The 24,224-nt window shown below is 40.9% G+C and carries 22 protein-coding genes; 11 read left to right on the top strand and 11 right to left on the bottom strand.

What is annotated here, in order from left to right; genetic code table 11:
- Window positions 1-43: 43 nt before the first annotated feature.
- Window positions 44-814, top strand: a complete 771-nt coding sequence (locus FTV88_RS10165; RefSeq protein WP_243137085.1) for a carbonic anhydrase — start codon at window positions 44-46, stop codon at window positions 812-814.
- A gap of 131 nt (window positions 815-945) precedes the next feature.
- Here FTV88_RS10165 and FTV88_RS10160 read toward each other — a convergent pair whose 3' ends face one another.
- The 4 genes from FTV88_RS10160 to FTV88_RS10145 all read right to left on the bottom strand — a co-directional run bounded on the left by FTV88_RS10160 (window position 946) and on the right by FTV88_RS10145 (window position 5,676).
- On the bottom strand, window positions 946-2,037 hold the full coding sequence (locus FTV88_RS10160) for a metallophosphoesterase (RefSeq protein ID WP_153725524.1): 1,092 nt from the start codon (window positions 2,035-2,037) through the stop codon (window positions 946-948).
- 131 nt (window positions 2,038-2,168) lie between these two features.
- Window positions 2,169-2,393, bottom strand: coding sequence for a DUF3006 domain-containing protein (locus tag FTV88_RS10155; protein ID WP_153725523.1), 225 nt, complete (start codon window positions 2,391-2,393; stop codon window positions 2,169-2,171).
- Window positions 2,394-2,405: 12 nt separating this feature from the next.
- Complete coding sequence (locus FTV88_RS10150) at window positions 2,406-3,392, bottom strand: ComEC/Rec2 family competence protein (RefSeq protein ID WP_162007993.1); 987 nt, start codon at window positions 3,390-3,392, stop codon at window positions 2,406-2,408.
- A 175-nt stretch (window positions 3,393-3,567) separates the two neighbouring features.
- The gene (locus tag FTV88_RS10145) at window positions 3,568-5,676 is read right to left on the bottom strand and encodes a methyl-accepting chemotaxis protein (protein ID WP_153725521.1); all 2,109 of its coding nucleotides are present in this window, start codon (window positions 5,674-5,676) and stop codon (window positions 3,568-3,570) included.
- A gap of 414 nt (window positions 5,677-6,090) precedes the next feature.
- On the opposite strand from FTV88_RS10145, the gene FTV88_RS10140 reads away from it, so the two are divergent.
- Together FTV88_RS10140 and FTV88_RS10135 are read left to right on the top strand one after the other, a co-directional pair.
- The gene (locus FTV88_RS10140) at window positions 6,091-6,510 is read left to right on the top strand and encodes a bacteriohemerythrin (protein WP_170285785.1); all 420 of its coding nucleotides are present in this window, start codon (window positions 6,091-6,093) and stop codon (window positions 6,508-6,510) included.
- Window positions 6,507-6,971, top strand: a complete 465-nt coding sequence (locus FTV88_RS10135; RefSeq protein WP_153725519.1) for a chemotaxis protein CheX — start codon at window positions 6,507-6,509, stop codon at window positions 6,969-6,971. Before FTV88_RS10140 ends, FTV88_RS10135 begins: the two co-directional genes overlap by 4 nt.
- 47 nt (window positions 6,972-7,018) lie before the next feature.
- Here FTV88_RS10135 and FTV88_RS10130 read toward each other — a convergent pair whose 3' ends face one another.
- Both FTV88_RS10130 and FTV88_RS10125 read right to left on the bottom strand, forming a co-directional pair.
- Window positions 7,019-8,188 carry a TraB/GumN family protein gene (locus tag FTV88_RS10130; RefSeq protein ID WP_153725518.1) on the bottom strand — a complete coding sequence of 390 codons (1,170 nt, stop codon included), beginning with the start codon at window positions 8,186-8,188 and terminating at the stop codon, window positions 7,019-7,021.
- A gap of 153 nt (window positions 8,189-8,341) precedes the next feature.
- Complete coding sequence (locus FTV88_RS10125) at window positions 8,342-8,941, bottom strand: cob(I)yrinic acid a,c-diamide adenosyltransferase (RefSeq protein ID WP_153725517.1); 600 nt, start codon at window positions 8,939-8,941, stop codon at window positions 8,342-8,344.
- A 110-nt stretch (window positions 8,942-9,051) separates the two neighbouring features.
- Here FTV88_RS10125 and FTV88_RS10120 point away from each other — a divergent pair, with 110 nt between their 5' ends.
- The 5 genes from FTV88_RS10120 (at window position 9,052) to FTV88_RS10100 (ending at window position 13,975) form a co-directional block, all read left to right on the top strand.
- Entirely contained in the window at window positions 9,052-9,414 is a 363-nt protein-coding gene (locus FTV88_RS10120) for a DUF2512 family protein (protein ID WP_153725516.1), read from the top strand.
- Window positions 9,415-9,676: 262 nt separating this feature from the next.
- Window positions 9,677-11,578, top strand: coding sequence for a two-component system sensor histidine kinase NtrB (locus FTV88_RS10115; RefSeq protein WP_153725515.1), 1,902 nt, complete (start codon window positions 9,677-9,679; stop codon window positions 11,576-11,578).
- Between the two features lie 5 nt (window positions 11,579-11,583).
- Window positions 11,584-12,375, top strand: a complete 792-nt coding sequence (locus tag FTV88_RS10110) for an HDOD domain-containing protein (RefSeq protein WP_153725514.1) — start codon at window positions 11,584-11,586, stop codon at window positions 12,373-12,375.
- The gene (locus FTV88_RS16060) at window positions 12,369-12,791 is read left to right on the top strand and encodes an HDOD domain-containing protein (protein WP_153725513.1); all 423 of its coding nucleotides are present in this window, start codon (window positions 12,369-12,371) and stop codon (window positions 12,789-12,791) included. The genes FTV88_RS10110 and FTV88_RS16060 overlap by 7 nt, the downstream gene beginning before the upstream one ends.
- Complete coding sequence (locus FTV88_RS10100; protein WP_153725512.1) at window positions 12,788-13,975, top strand: HD domain-containing phosphohydrolase; 1,188 nt, start codon at window positions 12,788-12,790, stop codon at window positions 13,973-13,975. Before FTV88_RS16060 ends, FTV88_RS10100 begins: the two co-directional genes overlap by 4 nt.
- A gap of 10 nt (window positions 13,976-13,985) precedes the next feature.
- Here the strand turns inward: FTV88_RS10100 and FTV88_RS10095 are convergent, their stop codons facing one another.
- Window positions 13,986-14,885 (bottom strand): coiled-coil domain-containing protein, encoded by a 900-nt coding sequence (locus tag FTV88_RS10095; protein WP_162007992.1) that lies wholly within the window; start codon window positions 14,883-14,885, stop codon window positions 13,986-13,988.
- A 1,011-nt stretch (window positions 14,886-15,896) separates the two neighbouring features.
- Between FTV88_RS10095 and FTV88_RS10090 the strand changes: the two genes are divergently transcribed.
- The gene (locus FTV88_RS10090; protein ID WP_153726613.1) at window positions 15,897-16,739 is read left to right on the top strand and encodes a tyrosine-type recombinase/integrase; all 843 of its coding nucleotides are present in this window, start codon (window positions 15,897-15,899) and stop codon (window positions 16,737-16,739) included.
- 1 nt (window position 16,740) lies between these two features.
- Here the strand turns inward: FTV88_RS10090 and FTV88_RS10085 are convergent, their stop codons facing one another.
- Window positions 16,741-17,229 (bottom strand): acyl-CoA thioesterase, encoded by a 489-nt coding sequence (locus FTV88_RS10085; RefSeq protein WP_153725510.1) that lies wholly within the window; start codon window positions 17,227-17,229, stop codon window positions 16,741-16,743.
- A 136-nt stretch (window positions 17,230-17,365) separates the two neighbouring features.
- On the opposite strand from FTV88_RS10085, the gene FTV88_RS10080 reads away from it, so the two are divergent.
- Together FTV88_RS10080 and FTV88_RS10070 are read left to right on the top strand one after the other, a co-directional pair.
- Window positions 17,366-17,812, top strand: coding sequence for a hypothetical protein (locus FTV88_RS10080; protein ID WP_153725509.1), 447 nt, complete (start codon window positions 17,366-17,368; stop codon window positions 17,810-17,812).
- 540 nt (window positions 17,813-18,352) lie between these two features.
- Window positions 18,353-21,157 carry a PAS domain S-box protein gene (locus FTV88_RS10070; protein WP_153725508.1) on the top strand — a complete coding sequence of 935 codons (2,805 nt, stop codon included), beginning with the start codon at window positions 18,353-18,355 and terminating at the stop codon, window positions 21,155-21,157.
- A gap of 61 nt (window positions 21,158-21,218) precedes the next feature.
- On the opposite strand, the gene htpG is transcribed toward FTV88_RS10070, so the two are convergent.
- From htpG to FTV88_RS10055, 3 genes are all read right to left on the bottom strand, one after another.
- Complete coding sequence (gene htpG, locus FTV88_RS10065; protein ID WP_153725507.1) at window positions 21,219-23,099, bottom strand: molecular chaperone HtpG; 1,881 nt, start codon at window positions 23,097-23,099, stop codon at window positions 21,219-21,221.
- Window positions 23,100-23,264: 165 nt separating this feature from the next.
- A complete protein-coding gene (locus FTV88_RS10060) occupies window positions 23,265-23,693 on the bottom strand; it encodes a response regulator (protein ID WP_162007991.1) in 429 nt (142 codons plus the stop codon).
- 126 nt (window positions 23,694-23,819) lie between these two features.
- Window positions 23,820-24,224 (bottom strand): acyl-CoA thioesterase, encoded by a 405-nt coding sequence (locus FTV88_RS10055; RefSeq protein ID WP_153725505.1) that lies wholly within the window; start codon window positions 24,222-24,224, stop codon window positions 23,820-23,822.

The following is a 24,224-nucleotide window of genomic DNA, read 5'->3' as shown; positions in this document are numbered from 1 at the left end:
ATGTAGGCAGACGTTTCTTTTGTTTGAGGGAGGGAGCTATTTTTTGAAGATTTTTATTTGGAAAAGACCTCGTTCTTGGAAAATGTATGTAGTCTTTAGCCTTTTAGGCATTGCTCTGCTCGTAGCCTTTGCAGGATTCTCTCTTGTTTTTGACAAGGAAGAATCAGCCCTAGCTTTATTAGATGGGAAAAATATAAATGCAGAAGCGGCATTAACACCCGAAGAGTCCAAAAAGCGGTTAATAGAGGGTAATAAGCGGTATATAGAACATAAATTGACCGACAAGGATGTTAGCAAAGACCAACGTGTGCAATTGAAGGAGCAGGGTCAACAGCCTTTTGCCGTTATTGTTGGTTGTTCTGACTCGAGAGTGCCACCTGAAATTATTTTTGATCAAGCTTTGGGTGATCTTTTTGTGATTCGAGTTGCTGGTAATGTGGCTGATGCTGTGGCTATGGCTTCTGTAGAGTATGCTGTGGAGCATTTGCATAGCCCTCTGATAGTTGTGTTAGGTCATGAAAACTGTGGTGCCGTCATAGCCGCTGTCGATAGCTGCTGTGAAGCCATTGAAAATCCTGAGGCAAGCCCTATGACTACGTTGCTATCGCTGATTCAGCCCTCGGTACAAAAAGCACAAAGCGAAGGTGTACAAGAAGATTTGCTGTATGAAGCGTCGATTAATAAGAACATAGAAACCGTTGTAGGAAAACTACTTAATAATACGACGCTTCGCCCTTTTGTTGATCAAGGAAAGGTAGAGATTGTTGGGGCAAAGTATCTTTTAGAAACGGGTGAAGTACGCTTTTTTGATTAAATGTTCTGTAAAGCCAGATGACCTTTTAAAAAGTGTCATCTGGCTTTTTACTAGAAAAAGGCCTTTAGGGTAGGCATCGTGTCTACGATCCTTTGATGTTTTTCACGCTTGTTGCGATGCTTAAAAACTTTTTACGGGGCTCGAAAATAAAGCCGAATCTCTACCACTTCAGGTCGATTGCCGATTCGAATCGGTGGACCCCAGGTGCCAAAGCCTGTAGAAACGATAAAGTGGCTGTCGCCTTTCACGAGATGACCCCAGTCTGTCTCGAACATAAAGTGGGTGACTAGATTAAAGGGAAATAGCTGACCGCGATGGGTGTGACCTGATACTTGCAGGTCCACGCCTTGCTCTACGGCTTCTTCTAAATAAAAAGGTTGATGATCCAAGAGAAGAATGGGCAATGTTGGATCGATCTGTTCCATGACTTCTGCAAGGCTTTTTCGCTCTGTTCCAGCGAAGTTTTTCCGAGAAAGGTCATCTCTGCCGACAATGTAGAAAAGATCATCAATTCGTCTATATTCATCGCGCAAGACGGTGACACCCGATTCTTCGAGATAAGCAAAAATCTCATCCCATTGCTGCCCGATATATTCATGGTTGCCTGGTACAGCGTATATGCCATAAGGAGCTCTTAGTTTTTCAAAAGTTGCTTTCATATCTTGCTTGGCAAAAGGGCCTGGGTCTTCGTCGATAACATCGCCGGGAAATAAGATCAGATCAGGCTCTAAGGCTTGGACCATTTCTACCATTTTCAACAAGCGATCGTTATGGATGATGGTACCAAGATGCAGATCGGATACGACGGCTATTGTCATTTCTTCTAAAGAGCCTGCTTCATTGCTAGCTTCTTTGGCAATCGCAATCTCATAAGAAGTGATTTGCGGGTTTTTGGCGTTCCAGGAACCATAGGTTAGTAGAAGCGCTGTCATAGATAGAACAGCCAAAACCAGGTAGAGTGGTGTTTTTTCATAATTTAGCCATGATTCGGGGATAAAGGGTTGGAAGCGATGGATTAGGCGAGCGATTTCGATGGTAATCAACATCATGGCCATATATAAGATGGCTGCGAGCCAATAGGCACCAATAAGGACAAGTGGATAAGCCAAAGATGGCACAATGCCTTCTAGGTATCGCCCCAAGGGATAAGCAAGAGCCAGGGTAAAGAAAGTGATTCCATAAAGCCATAGCCAGGGTGTTGTTATATAGCGGCTCAGTGCCAAGATACCTACGCGGGCAAGCCAGTAGTTGAAAAGTCCGTAGAGGATAAGTATGGTAGAAAAGATAAATAGTCGAATAAAAACTGTTTTCGTCTCCTTCCAGTTATGGTTAGTTTTCCAAGGAATTCTTTTGCTCAGCCTTGATTCTTTTGTGTTAACTTGTCGAGCAGGCTTTTTACTCGCTTGTCTCTTGCTTGCCTTTCTTTTTTGTCTAGTGTGAGATGTATCAATACAACGTCGCCTTCTCTAGCGTCTGTTGGTAGCATGCTTTTGGGCCAGTCTAAGGTCTCGTCACGCTTTCCGACGAGCAAAACAGCATAGGATCCTTCAAAGCGATCGATCGTTGCTTTGAACTCCATGGTCTCACCTTCTTACTCTTTTTCTGTTCTTACTGTATAAGTATGACCATCTGTGGTTAGAACAACGTCACCATGGAGATCGTTGCGATATATTTTGATACCTTTTTGGGTGAGTCGATGGAGCACTTCTTGATGAGGGTGGCCATAGCGGTTGTTAACCCCGACCTGGATGATGGCTACTTCCGGGTTGACGGCTTGGAGGAATGGTTCTATGGTTGAAGTGTTAGAGCCGTGATGACCTGCTTTTAAGATGGTGCTTTTTACGCTTGAGCCTGCATATTGAAGCATCATTTCTTCTGCTTCTTTTTCGCCATCACCTGTGAGTAGAGCTGCTATCTGTCCATATTGAAGCTTCAGGGCAATGGAACTATTGTTGGCACTTTCTTGTGGCTCTGGTGGGTGCAGGATTTCAATAGCTACTTGAGGATCTATGTCGATTGTCATGCCTCTTTCGGCGATGATAAAAGGAATGTTCCGCTCGTCGATGGTCTCTAAGTACTGTTCAAAAGTGCGCGTGCTATGGACGTGACCGGGGTCGTAGATTTGGCCAATCTCAAATTTAGCTAAGACTTCTTGCATACCACCGATATGGTCGCTATGAGGATGGGTGCTGATAAGCTTATCAATAGAAGTGATACCAGCCTTTTTTAAGTAACTTACCACTTTTTGTCCTGCACTTTGAGGTCCGGCGTCTATGAGCAAGGTCGATCCGTTGGGGGTGGTAATGAGAATACTATCGCCTTGACCGACGTCGATAAAGTGGAGAGTAAGTTCCTGGCTTGGTCGTTCTGCGGGAGAGGTTTCCCTTTGTTGGTTCTCTTTTTCTTCGATTGCCTCGGTAGACGAGGCCTTTGTTGGGGCTGTGTTTTGGCTTTGTTGATTTTCTGCTGTTGAAGGTGGTCTTTCTTTTTGTGATGTCTCTTCGATGGTGCATCCCGATAGGGTGAATGTGAAGGTTAAGATGGTAAGAAGGAGTAAGGCTGCTAGGTTTTTCTTCAAATGTAGACCTCCTGTCATTGGTTTCTTGGCTTTTTTCGAGGATACAGCATTCGATTGCTTCTGTCAAAGTAAGAAAAAGCCTGACCCTTTTGCTTGTTTTGTGGCAAAGGGCAGAACCTTCGGCATTTTAAAAACAGCCAGAAGAGAGCTTTAACAACTCCCCTCTGGCTGTTCCTTACCATTTAAACTTCTTTACCAAGCTATCAAGCTCATCGGCCATTTGGGCTTGATTGACGGCTGTATTGCTTACATCATTCAAGGCTTCGCTTGTATGCTCAGCACCTCGGGCGATTTCGGTGGTTCCTTTGTTCGCTTGATTCACCATTTCTGTGACTTGTTCTATTGCTTTTGATACTTCTGTTGTTGATGCTAAGACTTCTTTTGTTAGCTTTGATGTTTCTGTTACAATTTGATGGAAAGTCTCGGCATCTTCTTGGTACTTAGCGCCTACACCAACGAAAGATTCGTAATCTGTTTTCACTTGTGTATTGAGAAAGTTCATTAATTCTTGACTGCTTGTAACGAGTGATTCGATAGAAAGTTGTACTTTTTTCGTTACTTTTTGAATGTTTTGTACCGATTCGGCGGAATGATTGGCCAATTTGCGGACTTCATCGGCTACGACGGCAAAGCCTCGACCTTGCTCGCCAGCATGAGATGCTTCTATGGCTGCATTCAAGGCCAAAAGATTGGTCTGCGCCGATATATCAGCAATTGAATCAGCTAGATGGGCTATTTCGGTTACTATCTTCGCTTCTTCAATGGCCTGGTTCATTTTGCTGTTAATAGTCTCATACATATTGCCCGCTTGTTCGTGCGATGTGCCGGCTTTTTTCACCAAATCGTTGGCTCTAGCATTGACTTCTTGTGCTTTGGAATAAGATGTGGTGGCATCTTCATTTAACTGCTTTAAAGCGGTTACCGTTTGCTCGCTAGAAGCACTGATTTCTTCTGCTGAGGCAGAAAGTGTCTCCATGCTTGCAGAGATTTCTTCAGAAGAAGCAGATACTTCTTCCATATTGGCTGAGACTGTTTGTGTCGATGCTGATAGTTCTTGTCCAGAAGCAGACAATTCCTCTGCTACTTGTGCAATTCTTTCTACTGCTTCTTTCATGTTCTGCGTCATTGTTTCCACGGCTACTGCGATTTGGCCAATCTCATCGCTTCTTGCCAAATCTTTTTCTGCCATCTTTGTTCTAAAGTCTCCATTGGCCACTTTATCCAATCCCTGTAAGACATTGCGCAGTGGACTCGTTATAAAGTGAGCTACCGAGTAGACAATGGCGCTCATAATGAGTATACCAGCAATACCGAATCCAATCTGCCAAAGCAACAAATAATTGGCTTTGGCGTAGATTTCATTCAGTGATACGATAACGCCCAAAGACCAGGGCGTGGTACTGTTACCCACTGTAAAAGGTACGTATAGGGTAGCAATTTGCTCCCCCAATAGATCAGAATGAAATTCCTTATGAAAAATTTCGTTCTTACGTAAAGCCTCAATAGCACCGTTATGTTGCCCACCATCAAGGTCAGCAATATTTTTACCAATGTAAGAATCATCTCTAAATGATACAAAAGTGCCTTCATGGGTAATCAAATGAACGGAACCACTGTTGAAGATTTGTACGGCTCTATGTTTTTCAATAAAAGTATGTAAAGCTACATCAATTCCTACAACTCCAACAAATTGATTCTCTATTAAAACGGGAACAACGAGAGAAACAAGGGTGACTTCTTCTCCATCTATAAGGTAGGCATATGGCTCCATAATGGTCTCTTCTTTGGTTGCTTTGGCAATGAGATAGTAATCACCAGCACCGGGTACCTCGTAGTTACCACAGGGCTGTAAGATAATACGATTGCCACTTTTTACCCAATAAGGGATAAAGCGTCCCGTTTCATCATGACCTGGTGCATTTACATAGGCTTGATCATTGCCATCGAAGGCGTTTGGTTCCCACAGCGTCCAGATGCCTAAGTAGTCTTCATTTTTTTTCAAGAGGCTTTGCATAATTTGATGGGCTGTCTCTCGATCGGTTTGTCCTCTTTGTTGAAGCCCTGCTAATGCTTCTGCTAAAGCTCTTGCTTCCGCCATGGGCTTGTCCAAAAAGATCTGGACTTCTGCAGCCTGCTCTTTAGCTAGAAGTAACACTTCATCATTCGAAATTTCTTGGACAATCTGACGAGTCATGATGGCTCCGCTTGCGATTGCTGTCGTTAGGACAATCACAAGTGTAGATACAATGAAAAGAAGCAATCGTTCTTTGATTTTTAGTTTCATGCTTTCCTTCCCTGCTCTTTCGTTTTAATTTTCTCCTTTCCTAGTCAAGAAAGATGATCTTTATGCTGGCATAGGCTATGTTAAAATAATAGCATTATTTTTTTATACTTGTCAGTATGTTTTTTATCTTTAATTTTAAAATAATTAAATAAAAAAGAGCTAGGACTTAATAACTTTAATTCTTGAAAAAGAGATAGCCCATTCAATCCAAATTCTACAGCCAACTCGTAAATTATACCAAAATATTTGGGAAATCCTATCTACGAGGAGAAGCAGAAGAAGAGCAACCCCCATTGTATTTTTTTCAACAAGAGGAATGGTGTCCTTGTGGTAGAAACTATATGTTAAAAGCACCTGTACTCCATAAAGAAGAAGTTGCAAGAATAGGGAAAAGAGAAAGGAGTCTCATTATTGATGTGGAAAGATAAGTATAAGATTGGCGTTGCCGAAATTGACCAGCAGCACGAAGAGCTATTTCGCCGTGTATCTACATTCATTCAGACGGTGCGCAAGTCAGGAACTTGGGAAGAAAAAGCAGAAAACGTAAAAGAAACAATTTCTTTTATGCAAGCCTATGTAGTCGATCATTTTAATGACGAAGAATCTTACCTAGAGAAGATTGGCTATCCTGATCTCAAAAAGCATAAAGAAGCGCACGAAGAGTTTAAAAGGGCGGTTCAAGAATATGTGCAACGCTTTGAGCAAGAAGGCTATCCCGAAGAGGTGGCTTTAGAATTTGGTGGCAAGCTCATGACCTGGTTGATTATGCACGTCGCCTCTATGGATCAAAAAATTGGAAGATACGTGGTTAAGCAGGGAGGCGATTCCCGATGAAAGCAGAATATGTTAACGCCTTTTATCTCGCCACTCGAGAAGTATTTCAGTTGATGCTAGACTTAGATACAGAGAAGGGGTCTCTACAAGTAGTAGAAGCCATCGTAAGTAGCAAAGATGCGAGTGTATTGCTCGGTGTAACAGGCGATATTCGCGGTACCATTTTGTTCTGCTTTCCCAAAGCAATGACTTTGGAAATGGTTAAGATCATGGCTGGTATGCAAATGGATGAGATCGACAGCTTTGTTTCTTCTGCTCTTGGTGAAGTGGCCAATATCATCGGAGGCAATGCCTTAACACAATTGAGTCAAAAAAGTTATATCTGTGATATTGCGCCACCACAGATTTTTGTCGGTCAATATACCTCTTCTTCTATGAACAACGAGAAAGCTTTACTCTTGACATTAAAGAGCTCTATTGGTGAGTTTGATGTAATTATTTACTTAAAAGAGAGAGCGTAATAACAAGAAAAAGACGATCTGCCCCAAGAGGCGATCGTCTTCTTTGGTTAAAAAACGGTATTAATAAACTGCCTAATAACATCAGCGCCACCAATAATTGTTCCCAGTGAACTGCCAATATTGGCCAATACCACAACAAGTAAAATGCGCGTTACTTTATTCCGCCAAAAACCTTTGAGCGAGTAAACATCTTCGGACATGTTCTCAAAATCTTGTACTTTCGGTTTGCGAAGAATTGCTTCTGTGAGTCCGGCAAACCATCCTGCTGCAAGCAGAGGGCTTAATGAGCTTATAGGTGCCGCCATGAAAGCAACCAGAATGGACAAGGGGTGACCGAGTGCAATTAGCGTTCCCAGAGCAGCAAGAGAACCATTCCAGAGGATCCAACTGATCATTTGATCAATGCCTGTAGCTTGATCAATAGAAAAAGTGGAGGCTATAACGGCAAGAATAACAAGAGGAATGGCCCAACCAATGTATTTGCCAACAGAAGAAGAGGCTGGTACTTTACTCAGTTTTTTCAGATCATGATCACGATCCAATTCTTTTTTCACACCAGGTATATGGGCCGCTCCCAATACAGCTACCACCGTAGAGCCAGGGGCTGTTTTTATCTTCTCGGCAAGATATTGATCTCTTTCATCAATCAAAATGGTTTTGAAAAGGGGAAAAGAGCGAGACAATTCTTCCAATACGGAAGCAAGCATGTCCTGCCCTTTCATCTTCTCTAATTCTTCTTCCGTCATATCGTCATTAGAAAAAAGGCTGAATAACAGTTGCATCATCAATTGCATTTTACCGACAAAGCCCATGCTTCTCCATAGCCGTAACATGGTACTTTGTATATCTCGATCAGCGAGGCAAAGGGTTGCATTCACTTCTTTCGCTGATTCAATGCCCTGGATCATTTCCTGTCCTGGTTTGATTCCGAATTTGCGAGCCAAGCGCTTTTGGTGGGAAGACAAAATCAAGTTGCTTAAAAGCATCATCGCCTTGCCTTCTTTAATTACCTTAACAACGTCCATTTTCTTCCATCGATCAGCATCGGTAATCGATTGATATCGAGCTTGGCATAATTCTACACAGACCGCGTCAGGCTTATACTGCTCTATAACCTCTTTTACTTCTTCTACACTTTTTGGAGAAACATGTGCTGTTCCGATGAGAATAATTTTTTTGCCATCTCTTTCTAGGTGGTGTACATTTTGACTGGCCAATATAACACTTCCTATTTTTGTAATTCTAATTCTATCGTTTGTTGTTACTTTTATTTAGATTCTATTCTTTCTCTAACCTAGATTAATTCTATTTATTGGCGCTCTTTCCTGCTTTTCTTATCCTTTTCTCAGTACCATGCGAAAAAAATACTTTTAGTATTCAATTCCTCGACGACTTTTGATTCCTTTTTGCAAGGGGTGTTTAATTGCTTTAATTTCTGATACGAGATCGGCTACTTCTAAGATTTCTGCTGGCAAGCCTCTACCTGTTAAGATAAGTTCCACATGACAAGGCTTGTTATGAATCAGTGTTACGATCTCTGCGGGGTCGATAAAGTCATAACGCAAGGCATTGCTAATCTCATCAAGAACGAGAAGGTCGTATTTATCTTTTTTCAAAACTTCTTTGGTAAATTGCATAGCCATTGTCGCTAATTCCCTGTTCTCTTCTTTTTTTTGGTTGTCTTTATAAAAGCATTCACCACAACCATTGCATTGGCGTAACCCGCTGCGAATGAGAGAGGAAAAAGGACAACCCCTCCCAAACTGATAAAAATCAATATGAGGTTGTAAGCGTTGCGACGTAAACAATTCACCGGCGTAACTGCTTCCTTTTAAAAACTGTATAAAGCAAACTTGAAAGCCATGACCGATGGCTCTGTAAGCTTGTCCAAGGGCTGCTGTTGTTTTGCCTTTGCCTGTGCCGGTGTAAACTTGTACCAATCCCTTTGTGAGTTTTTTCTCTTTTTCCATTGGTTACTCCTTATGTTATTTAGCAGTTAATCTGGTTAATCTACCCTTCTTACCGTTATCCCAGGACTGTCGTATAAACTTCAACAGAGCATGAAATAATGAATTAGGAGGTGTATAGACTGAGTAATATCGTTAAAGGCTTTGGTTTTAAATATTTACTAACTTTTGTTGCGTCTGTTGTTGCTCTTGGTTTATTCGTTGATAATCCTTGGTTTCTTATCATTCTATTCAGTATATTGGCTACGTCCATCAATTATCTTGTTGGAGACATGGTCATATTACCACGAAACGGTAATTTTGTTGCTTCTGTTAGTGATGGTATTATGGCTGCTTTTATAGCTTTTCTCTTCAGCCTCTTCTTTTTTGCTTTCCAGACACCTATCTTCGCTTTATTAACGCTTGGACTTCTCATTACATTGGGGGATGCACTTTTTCATCTCTTTCTTAGAGAAAAGAAAAATACAATGCCTTAAAACCTGTGCCTTTTGGTTGCAGGTTTTTTTCTTGTATTTTTCAAGCAATCTAGGAGATCCACTTGTCTTTGTCGAAGAATGAGTAAAGTGTAACAATGCCGGAGGCACTTATAGTGCGCCAAGAAACTGCTGGGTAACCTTGTATCTTAATAGAATGCTTCTAGGCGAATACCCCTCAGACGTATTATCATTGGTGAGATATCTTCTTATGACCATGGAATTCTTGCGTTGGTGAATAAAACAGTTGTCGTAGGGGTTTTTTATGATGAATGAAAAAGATACAATGAAACAAATCTATATTCTGTACGAATTGGCCTTGTCGATTGGACAATCCCTTGATTTGCACCGCAATTGCGATCTTTTCCTTCAACGTTTTCTGGCTCTTAAGAATTTAGATTATGCTGCTTTGTGGGTTAAAGACGAGTATATCATTGATAAGAAAGACGGAAAAGCCCATCTTGTCTATGCCAATCCAACCTGCTACCCGCTACATGAGCATATCTCTTACGAGCACCCTTTGTTTCAGCGACTTCGTCACAATTCTTTTGATCTAGTTACCTCAGATGAAGAAGGCTTTCAAGAGCTGATTGACGAAAGAGGGATACATAAAGGCACTTATATACTTTTTTCTTTAGACAGTATCGGTGTATTGAAGTTTTATTCTACTGCTGTCGATCCTACTCTTATTACGGAAATGGAACGAAAGCAATTTGAGCAAGTAATGCAAAAGTTTCGGATTTCTTTGCTTGGTTGCTTGGCTTACAATCGTTCTCTTGTAGAGTTAAAAGAGCGAGAAATTATTGAAGCAGAGTTAGAAAAAAGAGTGCAAGAACGTACATTAGAGTTAAGGCGTGCCAACGAAGAGATGCAGCAAGAAGTACAGGAAAGAAAAAAAGTAGAAGCTTTGTTGGCATCTGATAAATCTCTGCTTGCAGTTACCTTATTAAGTATTGGTGATGCTGTCATTTCTACGGACTCTGTCGGTCGTATTCGAATGATCAATCGAGCTGCCAAAGATATTTTAGGGCAAGAGCAGACAGTGATAGAGGGAAAATATTTAGATGAAATTTTATATGCCGAGACAGAAAAGGGCCAACGTTATGACCCCCTGCTTCAATATTTTTTGAAGGGTTCTCAGGAATATTATGATCGTCCCTGGCCTTTTATCTTATTCGAAAAAGATGGAACTCGACGCATTCTTTCTGGAAGTGCTTCTCCCATTCAAGGCACCCATGGCGATTTACAAGGCTATGTTCTTGTTTTTCGTGATATTACAGAACAAAAACGTAATGAATCACAACTTGCTTTGTCTCAAAAGCTAGAATCCATAGGGCAACTCGCGTCCGGTATTGCCCATGAGATCAACACGCCCATGCAGTACGTGGGAGACAACACTTCTTTTCTCCAAGAAGCGTTTCAGGACATGAGCCGCCTCTTAGAAGATATGCTTGAAATTATTGCAACCGTTGCTTGCAGAGTACCTGAGAATGGAAAGTGCGACTCCCTTCATGGAAAAGCTCGAAAAGCCCTTCAAGAGAGTGAAGAAATCGATCTACCCTATCTGCTTACAGAAATTCCGCAAGCCGTTGAGCAATCTTTACAAGGCATTGAACATGTCAGTAAAATCGTGTTATCGTTAAAGCGATTTGCCCATCCTGGCGTGAAGAAAAAAGGCATGGCTGATATTAATCAAGCTCTCGCAGGTACCGTTGAAATATCACGAAACGAATGGAAATACGTAGCTGATATGGATCTGCGACTCCACCCTTCCTTGCCCCATGTCTACTGTGCCATTGATGAAATCAACCAGGTTTTTTTAAATATTTTAATCAATGCCACCCATGCGATTGGAGAACGGATCAAAAAGGATCTCTGCCAAAAAGGACGGATCACCATTGAGACTCGCCAGGTCGGATCTAATGTTGAAGTATTAATTAGCGATACAGGCGGCGGCATCGATGAAAAAATTGTTCATCGTATCTTTGATCCTTTCTTCACCACAAAAGATGTTGGAAAAGGAACGGGTCAAGGGCTGACGATTGCTCATAATATTGTGGTCAACAAACACAAAGGCACCATCTCTGTCGATGTTACGGAAGGCTGGGGCACCACTTTTATCGTTTCCTTGCCCATGGATCCGGAAGAAAAAAGCATCAAGGAGTGAGTGCTTTGCAAGGGGTCGTGCTCTTTGTAGATGATGAAGTTAATATATTACAGGGGTTAAAACGAATGCTCCATGGGATGCGCAACCAGTGGGCTTTGCATTTTGTTAGCAGTGGCCAGGATGCCCTATCCTTCTTAGCTTCTACGCCTGTTGATGTCATAATTAGTGATTTACGTATGCCTGGCATGGATGGCGTAGCACTATTAAAAATGGTTCAGCATCACTACCCCCAGGTTGTTCGCATCATCCTTTCTGGTCAAGCAGACCGAGAGCAAGCGCTTCGCTCTTTAGAAGTAGCGCACCAGTATTTAGGCAAGCCTTGTGAACCTAAGGCATTAAAAAATATCATTCAACAAGCTCTTATGTTACGTGATTTCCTAAAAGATCCTCACCTGTTACGACTGGTTACAGGCTTAAAGCAGTTGCCGAGCCTTCCTGTTCTTTATCTGCAACTGATGGATGAAATGGATAGTTCAGACCCCTCTCCCAAGAAAATAGGACATATTATTTCTAAAGACATGGCAATGACGGCTCGGATTTTACAGTTTACCAACTCTGCTTTTTTGGGACTTCCCCATCCGGTTACCAATCCCAGTCATGCAGCTGTTTTGCTTGGTTTAAACACACTGCGAGCGCTTGTTGTAACACACCATATTTTCTCGACTTATGAAGAAAAAAGCGACAAAGCGGCTTTCCTTTCTTATCTTTGGCAGCATAGTATGCAAGTTGGCCTGCTGGCACAGAGAATTGCCTCAGATCTAACGGGCAATAAAAAAAGAGGCGAAGAAGCATGGTAGCAGGCTTTCTTCATGATTTAGGGAAAGTGGTGCTATTACAAGTTGATGGGTTTTTGGAACAATGGAAAGAGCATATGCTTTATTCAAATCAAAATGCTTTCGAAGTAGAAAATAAAATCGTAGGGACTTCTCATGCTGAAGTTGGTGCTTATCTTTTAGGTCTTTGGGGCCTTCCTTCTATGATTGGTGATGCTGTTGCTTTTCATCACAATCCCTGTAAAATTTCCAAGGAAACAGAGTGGTCAAACCAACCTGTCGTGACAGCTGTCTATGTGGCCAACCTTTTAATACGAGACAAAGATACCGCTTCTTTTTTTCTCAGTTTGCTCGCGCGAAAAGATGCTGGGCAGGCTACACGATGGAAAGAGTGGACTGATTACGTTCTTGATTGTACAGAGGATGTGGATGAGTCATGACCGAGAAGCCAAAAGTTCTTCTTGTAGATGATGAAGAAAATGTACTCTTCGCTTTAAAGCGTCAGCTAAGAAATCGTTTCCAGGTGCTTACAGCCGATGGTGGAAAAGCAGGCATTCAAGCGATAGAGACTGCAGGTCCCTTTGACGTCGTTGTTGCTGATTACCGTATGCCAGGTATGGATGGCATTGAATTTTTAGCCTATTGCCACAAAAATCATCCTGATACCAGCCGCATTATGTTAACTGGTCATGCTGATATGCAAGTATCTATCGATGCAGTGAATGAAGGAAAAATATTCCGCTTTCTTACCAAACCTTGTCCACCCGAAATTTTTATCAAATCACTAGAAGGCGCCATTGAACAGTACCGATTGGTTACAGCAGAAAGAGAACTGCTAGACAAAACTTTAAAAGGAAGCATTAAGGTACTTGTTGATATCTTATCTCTTTCAAATTCTAAAACCTTTCAGCTATCAGGCTCTATTCGCAAACTAGCACGGGAACTTGCTCAAACGCTGGCAGTTCCTCACGATCGTATCTGGGAAGTAGAGTTGGCTGCTCTTTTTTCTCAGATCGGCTGCGTCACCATTCCAGCGCATATTATGCAGAAGAAAGAACAGGGACTACCCCTTGATAACATAGAAAAAGCTTTGTTTGATGAACATCCTTTAGCAGGACGTCGACTGCTAACTCACATTCCTCGCTTGGAAAATGTGGCCGAAGCAGTGGCTTTCCAGCAGAAACGTTTTGACGGGCAAGGTGTCCCTACTTTAGATCTGAGATCGGGTCCAACAATCCCGTTGCTAGGAAGAATCTTAAAAGTGATTCTTGACTTCGATGAGCTTCTTCGCGCTGGCAAAGGTTTAAATAGCGCTTTAGATTTGATGCGATCACGCAGCGGTTGGTATGATCCAGCCATTCTCAAAGCTCTGGTAACCACGGTGTTAGGAAACCAAGAAGGCTATAGTCAATATACGGAAGGGGATTCTCTCCTAATCGATGTGATGGTTGATGATCTGATGCCAGGGATGATCTTAGCAGAGGAATTGGTCGATATTCATGGAAGAATGTTAATCCCGAAGGGTTTCGAAGTAACGGATGCACTCAAGATGCGAATTCGAAATTTTGCTCGCTTTCAGAAAATCAAAGAGCCGATTAAGGTGCTTGATTTTCTGAGGGGATAGGTCGATTTTTTTACATAGTCTTCATTTGCGCTTTTTCTTCTTGAAGACGCGCTACACGATAGCGCTCTTCGGCAAGTTCTTTTCTTACAACTTCAAGTTCATCTATAAAAGCTCTGCGCATTTCTAGCAGTGCTTTTTCTTTTTCTATGTCTGATTTTTCTTGGCTTTTTTCTAGTCTATCTAGGAGCTGTTGCTCCCGAGCCTTTGTCTCCTTTTCTCTATCCTGTTGCTCTTTTTGTAAAGCTTTTTCTTTTGCAAAGACCGCTTCTTGTAGCTTCCCTCTCTCCTCCTCACCTTCTTGGATGGTTCTTTCCAGCTCCCCTATTGTTTTTTCTAGTTCTGCCACTCTGTTCTGATAGATTTCTGTCATTTTTACTTTTTCTTTTAGTTCTTCTATCTTCTTTTTTGATGTTCTAGCTGCTTCTTCTGCCAGAGTGGCCAAACGGCTGGCTTGTTCTTGCCCTTGTAGGGCTCGCTTTAAATCCTCTTCTAGCTTTGCAGTTTTTTCTGTTACTTCTTTTTCCCTTTCGATTGCTTCTGATTTTACTTTTTCTACCTCTTTCAGCGCTTCTTGCACCGCTTTATCACAGGCACTGCGAACTTTTTCTAGCTCTTTTTGCGCTTCTTCTGCCGTCTGCTCTGCCTTTTTACCTCTTCTATGTTCCTGTTCCACTTGATCTTGTGCTGTCTTGACGACAGAGATATAGATTTCTTCGATTCTAGCAATATGATATTGCAGTTGTTCTAGCTCTCGCAGGTCTGTAAGAGTCTGCCGTAGCTCTTGTTGTTCATAGGCCCGAAGAAGCCGATCCATAAATTCTTTCGTGGTAAGACCGCTTTTATCAACCATTTCTTGCAGTTTTTCTCGCTTTTCTTGTTCCATGCGAACGGAAAAGGTGGTATCAGCCATTGTAGCAGCTCCTTTTTCTGTATGTGTCACGGGGACGTTTCGTTTGGCACGCAATTTTTATCTTTGGTTGTACCTGGACGGGCATGGGGGGTTCGTACAAAAATAGCTACCCTGTGGTGGGGTCAGGCGTTATGAATTCCTTCCGAACGGACTCATCCCACGCCATGAGCGGCAGCAAGCTGCCGATGGCTGAGGTCTGAAGTCCTCTCTCCAGGAAGTCATAACGCCTGACCCAGATACATTTTACTGGTTGTGACTGCGTTTGGGCCTATTGCAAATGCAAATACAATAGGTAGTTGCCTATAGAAGGAAGTTATTCCAAGCTATTCCAACGGGAGTTGCAATCAGCAAAAATCTTCTGGGACTGGTCATCACGCTTTCCGTAGCGGGACTTGGGACCTCAGCTGTCGCCAGCTTGCTGGCGGTAACAGCGTGGGACCAGTCCAGAGCGGAGGAAAACGTGATGACCAGTCCCCTCTATGTAGTAACCCCAACGTAATCAGGAAAAAGTTGATTTTCATCAAATGGTTGTGCCCAACCGGGCATGGGAGGTTCGTATAATTATAGTCCTTCACCTATGTTTACATTTAGTATACTTAATATTCCCGCTAATTTCAATATTATCTTTGATTTATCAGGATTATTATTTGTGTTTACGTATGTTTACTACGTTTACATCGTTGCAAATTAAAAGAATTGAGTCGGAAAAATACAATGTCGCAGAATACTAATTCTACGACATTGTAGGGGAGAAAAAAGCAAAAAAAGACCTTAAAAAAGGTCTTTAAGAAGAAGAAAAAATGTCGTAGAATTCAGGTAGTACTAGTTTGTATTGAGAGGCTTCTTGTTTTTATGTTGTATCTAGAGAGAAACGGTCTGTAAGAGCGACGAAGCGACAAGCGAGTGAATGAGGAGACGATAGCACAGGGGGGATGATTCCTTCTGTGTTGAAGGTGAGAAGCAAAGGTTGGTTGACCCTTATAGGAGAAATGAGGTGTAGTGGTGTTTCAAATGAACAAGCTAATCGAAGATTATACAGAAGAAGCTTTGCGAAGTAAGTCATCTACGACCGTTCGAACCTATCAGTATGAGCTGAAGCAGTTCGAAGCTTGGCTTTTTGCTGCTGGTACCGATCTCTATAGCTATGCCCGAGCTGATGTACAGCAGTATATAGACTCCCTCATGTTCGCTGAAAAGTCAGCTTCTACGGTGAACAAAGCTTTTCACGCCCTAAAGTCTTTTAGCAAATGGCTCGGCAAAGAGGAAGCTGTTGAAGACATTCGTGTGGTGAAGCCCGTTGATTATAAAAAAAGCGCGCCTAAGTCTTTAGATCGCTTAGATACGTTACGCTTGATTCGCCAAGCCGACCGAAGTGAAAATGCCCGAGATTATGCCATTATTATGATTTTATTACATACAGGCATCCGAGTGGGTGAATTGGTCGCTTTGAATCGAAGCGATGTTGTAATCAGTGAAAGAAAAGGAAGATTGATCATTCGGGAAGGTAAAGGAAACAAAAGCCGAGAAGTCCCTCTTAATCCAGAAACAAGGAGAGCCATTGTCAAAAGCTTAGAAGAGCGCCTTGATGACAATCGAGCCCTTTTTATCAGTAATCGAAACAGTCGAATCACAGCCAGAACGGTGCAAAGAATTGTGAAAAAGTATGGCGGCGATCATCCTCATCGATTGCGTCATACTTTTATTACCGCTTTGATTCGCAGTGGCGAAGATTTTTCCTTGGCGATGGCCTTATCAGGACACAGCAGCGCCGATATGATCATGCGCTACAGCCAACCTTCCGAGGAAGAGAAACAGCGAGCTGTCGATAAGCTTTACCTTACCAGAGGAAGCTAGATCATACTTTCTCTTTGAATTTTTGCCGTCTGGCCATACGGGCACGACAGCGTGCTTCGCCTCCACAGTAGATTGCTTTTTCTTCTTCTGTTTCTGGTATAACAACAGGCACTTCTGTTGGACGTCCTTCATCATCGACGGCCACAAAAGTAAGGTAGGCTGTTGTTGTTAGCTTCCTCTCCCCTGACTTTGGATTTTCGCTATAGACATGAACACAGACTTCCATAGACGTGCGCCTTGTAAAGGATACAAAGGCATTAAGAACGAGTATCTCTCCTTCTTTTACAGGCCCGAGGAAATCAACGCTGTCTGTTGATGCTGTTACTACATCTTTGTGGCAATGGCGCATGGCCGAGATGGCTGCAATACGATCAATATAAGCCATGACTTTTCCACCGAAAATGGTATGATGATGGTTCATATCGTTGGGAAAAACAAGGTCAGTCATGACTGTATAAGAGTCGGTCATTCTTTTGGTGTTTTTTTCCATGTAATCTTGCTCCACCTTTCATAATCTCTTAGTTCCTTCTATTTTTTCTCTATCTGTACTTTCGATGTCTTTACGGACTATCCTTTCAGATAGCACAAATAGAGTTTCTCCTTTTTCACTTTTTGCAGGAGTTAAAATGGTTATTGTCGAAAAATATATTGTATTAACTTTTGTTCTAAAGGTTCGTCTAGAAAGTGCTATCTCATACGAAGGAGCTGTTGTGACATTGTCTAGAAAAAAGAGAAGTACGGGTAAAAAGGAAGAGAAAAGAACGGAAAAAGCGAACGGTTCTGGCCTTTCGCTCGAAAAAAATCAAAGCATTGAAAAGGACAAACAAGACTCCAGACCCAAGGGTGCTCTAACCTGCCCTAGGTGTAGCAGTTCAAGCGTAAAAGAAGTAAGCAAAAAGTTTATGTCTTTTTTTGTTTTTGCTATCGGTACAATAATCTTTTTGCTTTTTGCTATTATATATCCTTACCTTTTCTTCGGCGTCTTGCTCCCCTGGGCGATTGCGGTAAAGATATTGCGTGGCAAAGCAGCCAATCATTGTGCAGACTGTAAGTATACGTGGCCCGTGAGCTAATATATTTGCCTTTTTTAAAGCCAGATACCCTTGTCTTCCAGGTGTATCTGGTCTTTTTCTCTATATCTATTCACTATTTCACAACAGGAAATAAGCTACTTTGTAATTAAAATAATATCTTAAATCATAAAGCTATTTTTAACAAGATTCTGCATAAGGGCTTGCTTGTGGTAGATCAACAACTACGGCTATTTTAGATTTTTATTAAAATAGGGAGTGGACTCCTATGAATGAGCCTTTCTACAAGTCTATTCTGGAAAAATCTCCTGTGGGATATGCCTACTACAGGATTATATGTAATGAAAATGGCGAGCCTATGATTTTGAATGTCTTGATATAAATCCTGCTTTTGAAAAGCTAATAGGTCTTCAACGAGAAAAAATTGTAGGAAAAAGAGCTTTAGAAATTTATCCAAACATTCGAGAAGATATCCATGATTGGGTTGCTATATTTGGAGAAATTGCAATTCACGGGGGTCATAAAGATTTACAGCACTATTTCCCCTATTCAAAACGTTGGTATCGAGTAAGTGCCTATTCAATGGAAAAAAATCATTTTGTAACCCGTTTTACCGATATCTCAAAAGAAATACAAGAGCTTTCGGTCTTCGAGAATTTTTTCTCCGTTAATTTGGATTTGTTATGTATTACCAGTTCGGAAGGACGCTTTCTTAAGCTGAATAAAGCCTGGGAAGATGTATTGGGCTATTCAATTGAAGAGTTAGAAAATCAATATATTTTTGATTTTATTCATCCTGATGATATCGATAAGACGATAGCTGCTACCGCAAAGCTTCGTGCGCAAAAACAAGTTGTAAATTTTGTAAATCGTTATCGTAGTAAAGATGGTGCCTATCGTTATCTCGAATGGCGATCCAATCCCCAAGACAATTTGATCTATGCAGCTGCTAGAGATGTTACCGATAAAATCGAAGAAAAAAACATCCTTGAAAAGATTGTGGCTTTTTCAGAAGATATGATGCAGATGTCAGGAGAAGAGCTAAACTATAAAAAAATTACCGATCAATTACTATGTCTTACGGACGCTCAGCTGGTTATCTTCAATGAGTATAACAATACTGGCGAAAAGTTTACCACCATGGCTGTCTCCGGTCATCCCGATTTGTTACAAAAAGGGGCATCTATAGGTACTCTCACCGGAAAGCAATGGCAATCTGAACAGTTTTGCTCAAGCAAAAGTTGCGCTATGGTATCCTATTATTCCTCCCTTAGGGACTTGTTAGAAGGATTTTCTTCTAACTCTATCTTACAGCAACTTGAACAATTTCTTCAATTAAACTCCATTGTGGTTATGAAAATCCAAAAAGAAAGTGCTATTTTAGGAAATTTTCTTTTATTTCTAAAACCTGGTAAAACATTCCACCAAGAAAGCCTCCTTGAAGTTTTTGGTCGTCAAGTAGGATTGTTAATCACTCGTCATAAAACAGAAGTAGAATTAAAAAGAAGTCGCGAACAATTTATGTTAGCGGTGAATGGTTCCCAAGATGGCATCTGGGATTGGGACTTGCGAGATAACAGTCTTTTTCTTTCTCCAAAGTGGAAACAGATAATCGGCTATGACGATTATGAGTTACCCAATCATTTTTCTTCATTTGAAGAGCGAATTCATCCGGATGACAGATTGTTGGTTCAAGATTATGTCAATCAATATCTTAGCGGAACTCTTACCCATTATGAGATGGAGTTTCGATTTCGACATAAAGACGGTTCTTACCGTTGGATTTTAGCTCGAGGAGAAGCTCTCCGCGATAAAAAAGGAATCCCTTATAGAATGGCGGGTTCTCATACTGACATTACCGATCGCAAAAAAGCGGAAAATAGGTTGCGCCTGGCCATGGAACAGTCTCAAGCCGCCAATATTGCCAAAAGTCGCTTTCTTGCGAATATGAGCCATGAGATACGAACGCCTATGAATGGACTCTTTGGCTTTTTACAGTTGTTACAAGAAACAGAACTTACTCAGGAACAATCTAACTTTGTAGAAAAAATTTATACATCTGCAGAAACCTTGTTGGCTCTTATTGATGATATTTTGGATTTATCCAAAGTTGAATCGGGAAAATTAATTTTAGAAGAATACAGTTTTGACCTTCATAAAACGATTACTGCTGCTATTGTTCCCTTTCTACAAAAAGCGAAAGAGAAAAAACTTGATTTGCAGCTACGACTGGACCCTGCTGTACCGCAGTGGGTGATCGGTGACGCTTTACGATTGCGTCAGGTGTTGATTAATTTAGTGAACAACGCAGTGAAGTTTACCGAAAAGGGCTCTGTTGAGATTAACGTGACTGTACAAGAATGGAAAGAAAAGAAGGTCCAGTTATCATGTAGGGTTATAGACACAGGCATCGGTATGAAGCCTGAAACAGTGCCTATGATTTTTGAGCCTTTTATGCAAGCCGATGCTTCCTTAACACGAAAATACGGCGGTACTGGCCTTGGCCTTCCGATTAGTAAGAGTATCATTGAGCTCATGAACGGAACGATGGAAGTAGATACTGTCTTTGGCCAAGGCTCTACCTTTACCTTTACTGTCTGGCTTGCAAAGGGCGTCGCTTCCGAAGAGGTTGTTGTTACATCAAAGGAAGAAGTAGCTTTTCTCAATAAAACCCCTTTGGTTTTGCTTGTTGAAGACAATGTCATTAACCAGGCTTTTTTTGTTAAGTTGCTTCAGAAAAAAGGTTTTCATTGTGATGTAGTCAATAACGGATTAGAAGCTGTAAAAGCATGTATCGAGAAAGATTATGATATTGTCTTCATGGATTGTCAGATGCCTGTTATGGACGGTTATGAAGCGACACGACAGATACGAAAAGAGGAAAAACATTCGAAGAAAAAAATCATTATTGCTTTAACAGCCAATGCAATGAAAGGAGACGCCCTAGCTTGTTATGAAGCTGGAATGGACGACTATCTTTCAAAACCAGTAACCCTCAACAAAGTCATGGCGATGATTCATAAATACGCACCAGGAAATTCTTTGCCCCATTGTGATAACTGGGGCAACTTATTAGATAAGCTGATAGTCGGAACAGGTCTTGATCTAGAAGAAGCAGATCATATTATGCGCCATGGTCTTGCTATGCTTGAAGAACTTATAGATTCTCTAAGAAAGTATCATGGTACTAGAAGTAAAAAAGAGATAGCCGCTCACCTTCACCAAATCAAAGGCTTATCTGCCAATTTAAGACTGAAAACACTTGTTGATAAGGTAAAAAGAGCTGAAAAAGCTCTTCACCATGAAGATTATAAGAACCTAGATGAAGTGATTAGCGATATCCGTAGAACCATAGGCAGTTACAATCATAAAGTTCCCAAGCACTAGTGCCAAAAGAAAATCAAGCAAAAGCCACTTTCAAGGACGTGCCCTTGAAAGTGGCTTTTGCTTAGACCATAATTTTGCAAATGTTATTAGAAAACTCTACGGGATCTTGAACTGACAATCCTTCAATAAGCAAAGCCTGGTTGTACAATAGTTCAGTGTATAATCGTAGTTTTTCTTTATCGCTTTGGCTTGCTTCTTTCAAGGATTGAAAGACTCTATGGTTGATATTGATTTCTAAGATTTTATCGGCTTTTATATTTTCATGATTTGGCATAGCCCTTAAGATTTTCTCCATCTCTATGCTTAGGTCTCCGTCATTGGCCAAGCATACAGGATGATTCTTGAGCCTTTTAGAGGCTCTAACAATCTTGACTTTACCAGCTAAAATATTCGTTATCTCTTCAAAAAGTTCTTGGTGCTCTTGCTCATTGACTTGAGAAGATTGATTCTTATCATCTTCATCAATGCCGAGATCACCACTCGATATAGACTTAAATTCTTTCTCTTTATAAGTTCTTAGCATTCGAATGGCAAACTCGTCCACATCATCGGTAAAGTAAAGAATCTCATAGCCTTTATCGGTCACTACCTCAGTCTGGGGTAATTTTTCTATCCGCTCAATCGATTCGCCAGCGCCGTAGTAAATGTACTTTTGGTCTTCTGGCATACGGGAAACATACTCACTGAGAGTCGTCAATTTTTTCTCTTGGGAGGAATAGAACATCAATAGATCTTCTAATACTTCTTTGTTAGCTCCAAAATCACTGTAGATGCCATATTTCAATTGTCTACCGAAAGATTGATAAAACTTTTCGTAGCCATCTCTGTTGTTTTTCAACAGCTCTTCTAATTCGTTTTTGATTTTTGTCTTAATATTTTTCGCGATAAGCTTTAACTGCCTATCTTGTTGCAGCATCTCTCTGGAAATGTTGAGAGACAAGTCTTCTGAATCTACCATACCTTTGACAAAACTAAAGTAATCTGGGAGGAGGTCTCCGCATTTGCTCATGATCAGTACGCCGTTGGAGTAGAGCTCTAAGCCTTTTTCATAGTCTTTTGTATAGAAGTCATAGGGCATATTTTCCGGGATAAATAAAATGGCTTTATAACTGATCGTGCCTTCTGCGCTAATGTGGATGTATTTGATGGGTTTATCAAAGCCATAGTGTTTTTCTGCATAGAAGTTTTCATAATCTTCCTGCGTTAGTTCGCTTTTATTCTTTTTCCAGATCGGCACCTGGCTGTTGACGATTTCTTCTTCTTTGTATTCTTCAAACTCTGTTTCAGTACCTTCTCTTGGCTTGGTCTTGGTGATATCCATTTTGATTGGATATCTTATAAAGTCAGAGTATTTCTTAATGATCGATTTAATTCGATATTCTTCTAGGTATTCGTCATAATTCTCATCGTCGCTGCTCTCTTTGATCTTGAGAATAATATCGGTGCCTACTGTCTCTTTCGTACACGCTTCGATGGTATAACCTTCTGCACCTTTTGATTCCCATTTGTAAGCTTCTTCGCTTCCAAAGGCTTTGCTAATGACTGTGACAATGTCTGATACCATAAAGGAAGAGTAAAAGCCTACGCCAAACTGCCCGATAATGTCAAAGCCATCTTTGATTTCATGTTCGCTCTTAAATGCAAAAGATCCACTTTTGGCAATAACACCTAGATTTTCTTCCATTTCTTCTTTGGTCATGCCAATGCCTGTATCGGAAATGGTCAACAGTCTATTCTCTTTGTCAATCTGTAATTTAATATAATAGTTGTCCTTGATAAAATCAATGGACTCGTCTGTTAAGGCTTTATAATAAATTTTGTCGATTGCATCGCTGGCATTGGAGATAAGTTCTCTCAAGAAGATTTCTTTGTGGGTATAAATAGAGTTCACCATTAAGTCGAGCAATCGTTTCGATTCAGCTTGAAATTGTTTTACTGTCAAAGTAAAGTGCCTCCTTCTCCTGTTCTGACCAACGGAACAATACCTTCTTGGGTTACGATAATAGCTCTAACACTTGACCGAGAGGGTTCGAGAGCTATTCATTATTTATCAAATTTCAAGTTTTCTGTCAAGGTTTTAGTTTTTTCATAACTTTGAGTGAATCGATTATCTAAGCCAACGTTCCAGAATCGTTCTAATATCTGCAAGCTTAGCCGGTTTACACAAGTAATCATCTACGCCAGCTTGAAAGAATTCCTCTCTTTCCAAAACAGCTGTTAAAGCCACAATGGGTATGTATTGGCTTTTGCAATGATTTAATGCTTTAATCGCTTTTGTTGCTTCTACTCCATTCATAACTGGCATGTGATAATCCATAAATATAATATGAAATTCCTTTTCATAGACCGCTTCTATGGCTTCTACTCCGTTACTAGCAATTGTCACGAATAGACCTAATTTACGCAATAGCTTTTCTGTAAGATGTGCTGTAAAAAAATTATCTTCAACCAATAAAGCGTGGTAATATATAGAGATTTTCTCGATGGCTTTTTCATCTTGTAATTCTGGAAGTATCTCTGTATGAACGTTGCTCACTCTGTTTTTCGCCACCTTATTCTTTTATCTCAATCTAGTAATAGGAAGTTACTTTATTATACCTATATCGAATAAAAGAATTTGTCGAAAATCGTCGGTGATATTATGAAAATAATATAGCCTTCCTCAAGATTTTAGTGCTTGAATGATCTCTGGAACGGCGACGGGCTTGCCTTTATGTAGACATACACCGACGACTTTTGCTTGAAGGATCAGTTTCTGATCGGGCACACGATATATTTCTTGAAAAAAGGCCAGCTTCAATCGGCTTTCTTGATCTACCTTGAGTCGTACAACAAAACGATCTCGACTGGTAAGGGAATATTTATAGTCGATTTCCATGCGCACGACGACCAAATCTTTGCCTTCTTTATGTAAAGCAGCAAAGTCGATACCTTTTTCATACATGAATTCATGGCGTGCATGTTCTAGATAGTTTAAATAAACGGCGTTGTTCACAATGCCTTGTAAGTCACATTCATAGTCTCGTACTTGAAAATCTAGTTGATAATGATAGTCTTTGATATCCAT

Origin of the sequence: Heliorestis convoluta (genome assembly GCF_009649955.1) — a bacterium.
Taxonomy (GTDB): Bacteria; Bacillota; Desulfitobacteriia; order Heliobacteriales; family Heliobacteriaceae; genus Heliorestis; species Heliorestis convoluta.
Note: the sequence above shows the minus strand (reverse complement) of the source record. Positions and strands in the feature narration are given on the sequence as shown.

Excerpts from the sequence above, each read along its gene's own strand:
- FTV88_RS10155 (WP_153725523.1), bottom strand. The coding sequence starts at position 2,393 with ATGGAGTTCAAAGCAACGATCGATCGCTTTGAAGGATCCTATGCTGTT.
- FTV88_RS10145 (WP_153725521.1), bottom strand. The coding sequence starts at position 5,676 with ATGAAACTAAAAATCAAAGAACGATTGCTTCTTTTCATTGTATCTACA.
- FTV88_RS10140 (WP_170285785.1), top strand. The coding sequence starts at position 6,091 with ATGTGGAAAGATAAGTATAAGATTGGCGTTGCCGAAATTGACCAGCAG.
- FTV88_RS10135 (WP_153725519.1), top strand. The coding sequence starts at position 6,507 with ATGAAAGCAGAATATGTTAACGCCTTTTATCTCGCCACTCGAGAAGTA.
- FTV88_RS10125 (WP_153725517.1), bottom strand. The coding sequence starts at position 8,941 with ATGGAAAAAGAGAAAAAACTCACAAAGGGATTGGTACAAGTTTACACC.
- FTV88_RS10115 (WP_153725515.1), top strand. The coding sequence starts at position 9,677 with ATGATGAATGAAAAAGATACAATGAAACAAATCTATATTCTGTACGAA.
- FTV88_RS16060 (WP_153725513.1), top strand. The coding sequence starts at position 12,369 with ATGGTAGCAGGCTTTCTTCATGATTTAGGGAAAGTGGTGCTATTACAA.
- FTV88_RS10100 (WP_153725512.1), top strand. The coding sequence starts at position 12,788 with ATGACCGAGAAGCCAAAAGTTCTTCTTGTAGATGATGAAGAAAATGTA.
- FTV88_RS10095 (WP_162007992.1), bottom strand. The coding sequence starts at position 14,885 with ATGGCTGATACCACCTTTTCCGTTCGCATGGAACAAGAAAAGCGAGAA.
- FTV88_RS10090 (WP_153726613.1), top strand. The coding sequence starts at position 15,897 with ATGAACAAGCTAATCGAAGATTATACAGAAGAAGCTTTGCGAAGTAAG.
- FTV88_RS10085 (WP_153725510.1), bottom strand. The coding sequence starts at position 17,229 with ATGGAAAAAAACACCAAAAGAATGACCGACTCTTATACAGTCATGACT.
- FTV88_RS10080 (WP_153725509.1), top strand. The coding sequence starts at position 17,366 with ATGGTTATTGTCGAAAAATATATTGTATTAACTTTTGTTCTAAAGGTT.
- FTV88_RS10070 (WP_153725508.1), top strand. The coding sequence starts at position 18,353 with ATGGAAAAAAATCATTTTGTAACCCGTTTTACCGATATCTCAAAAGAA.
- FTV88_RS10055 (WP_153725505.1), bottom strand. The coding sequence starts at position 24,224 with ATGGATATCAAAGACTATCATTATCAACTAGATTTTCAAGTACGAGAC.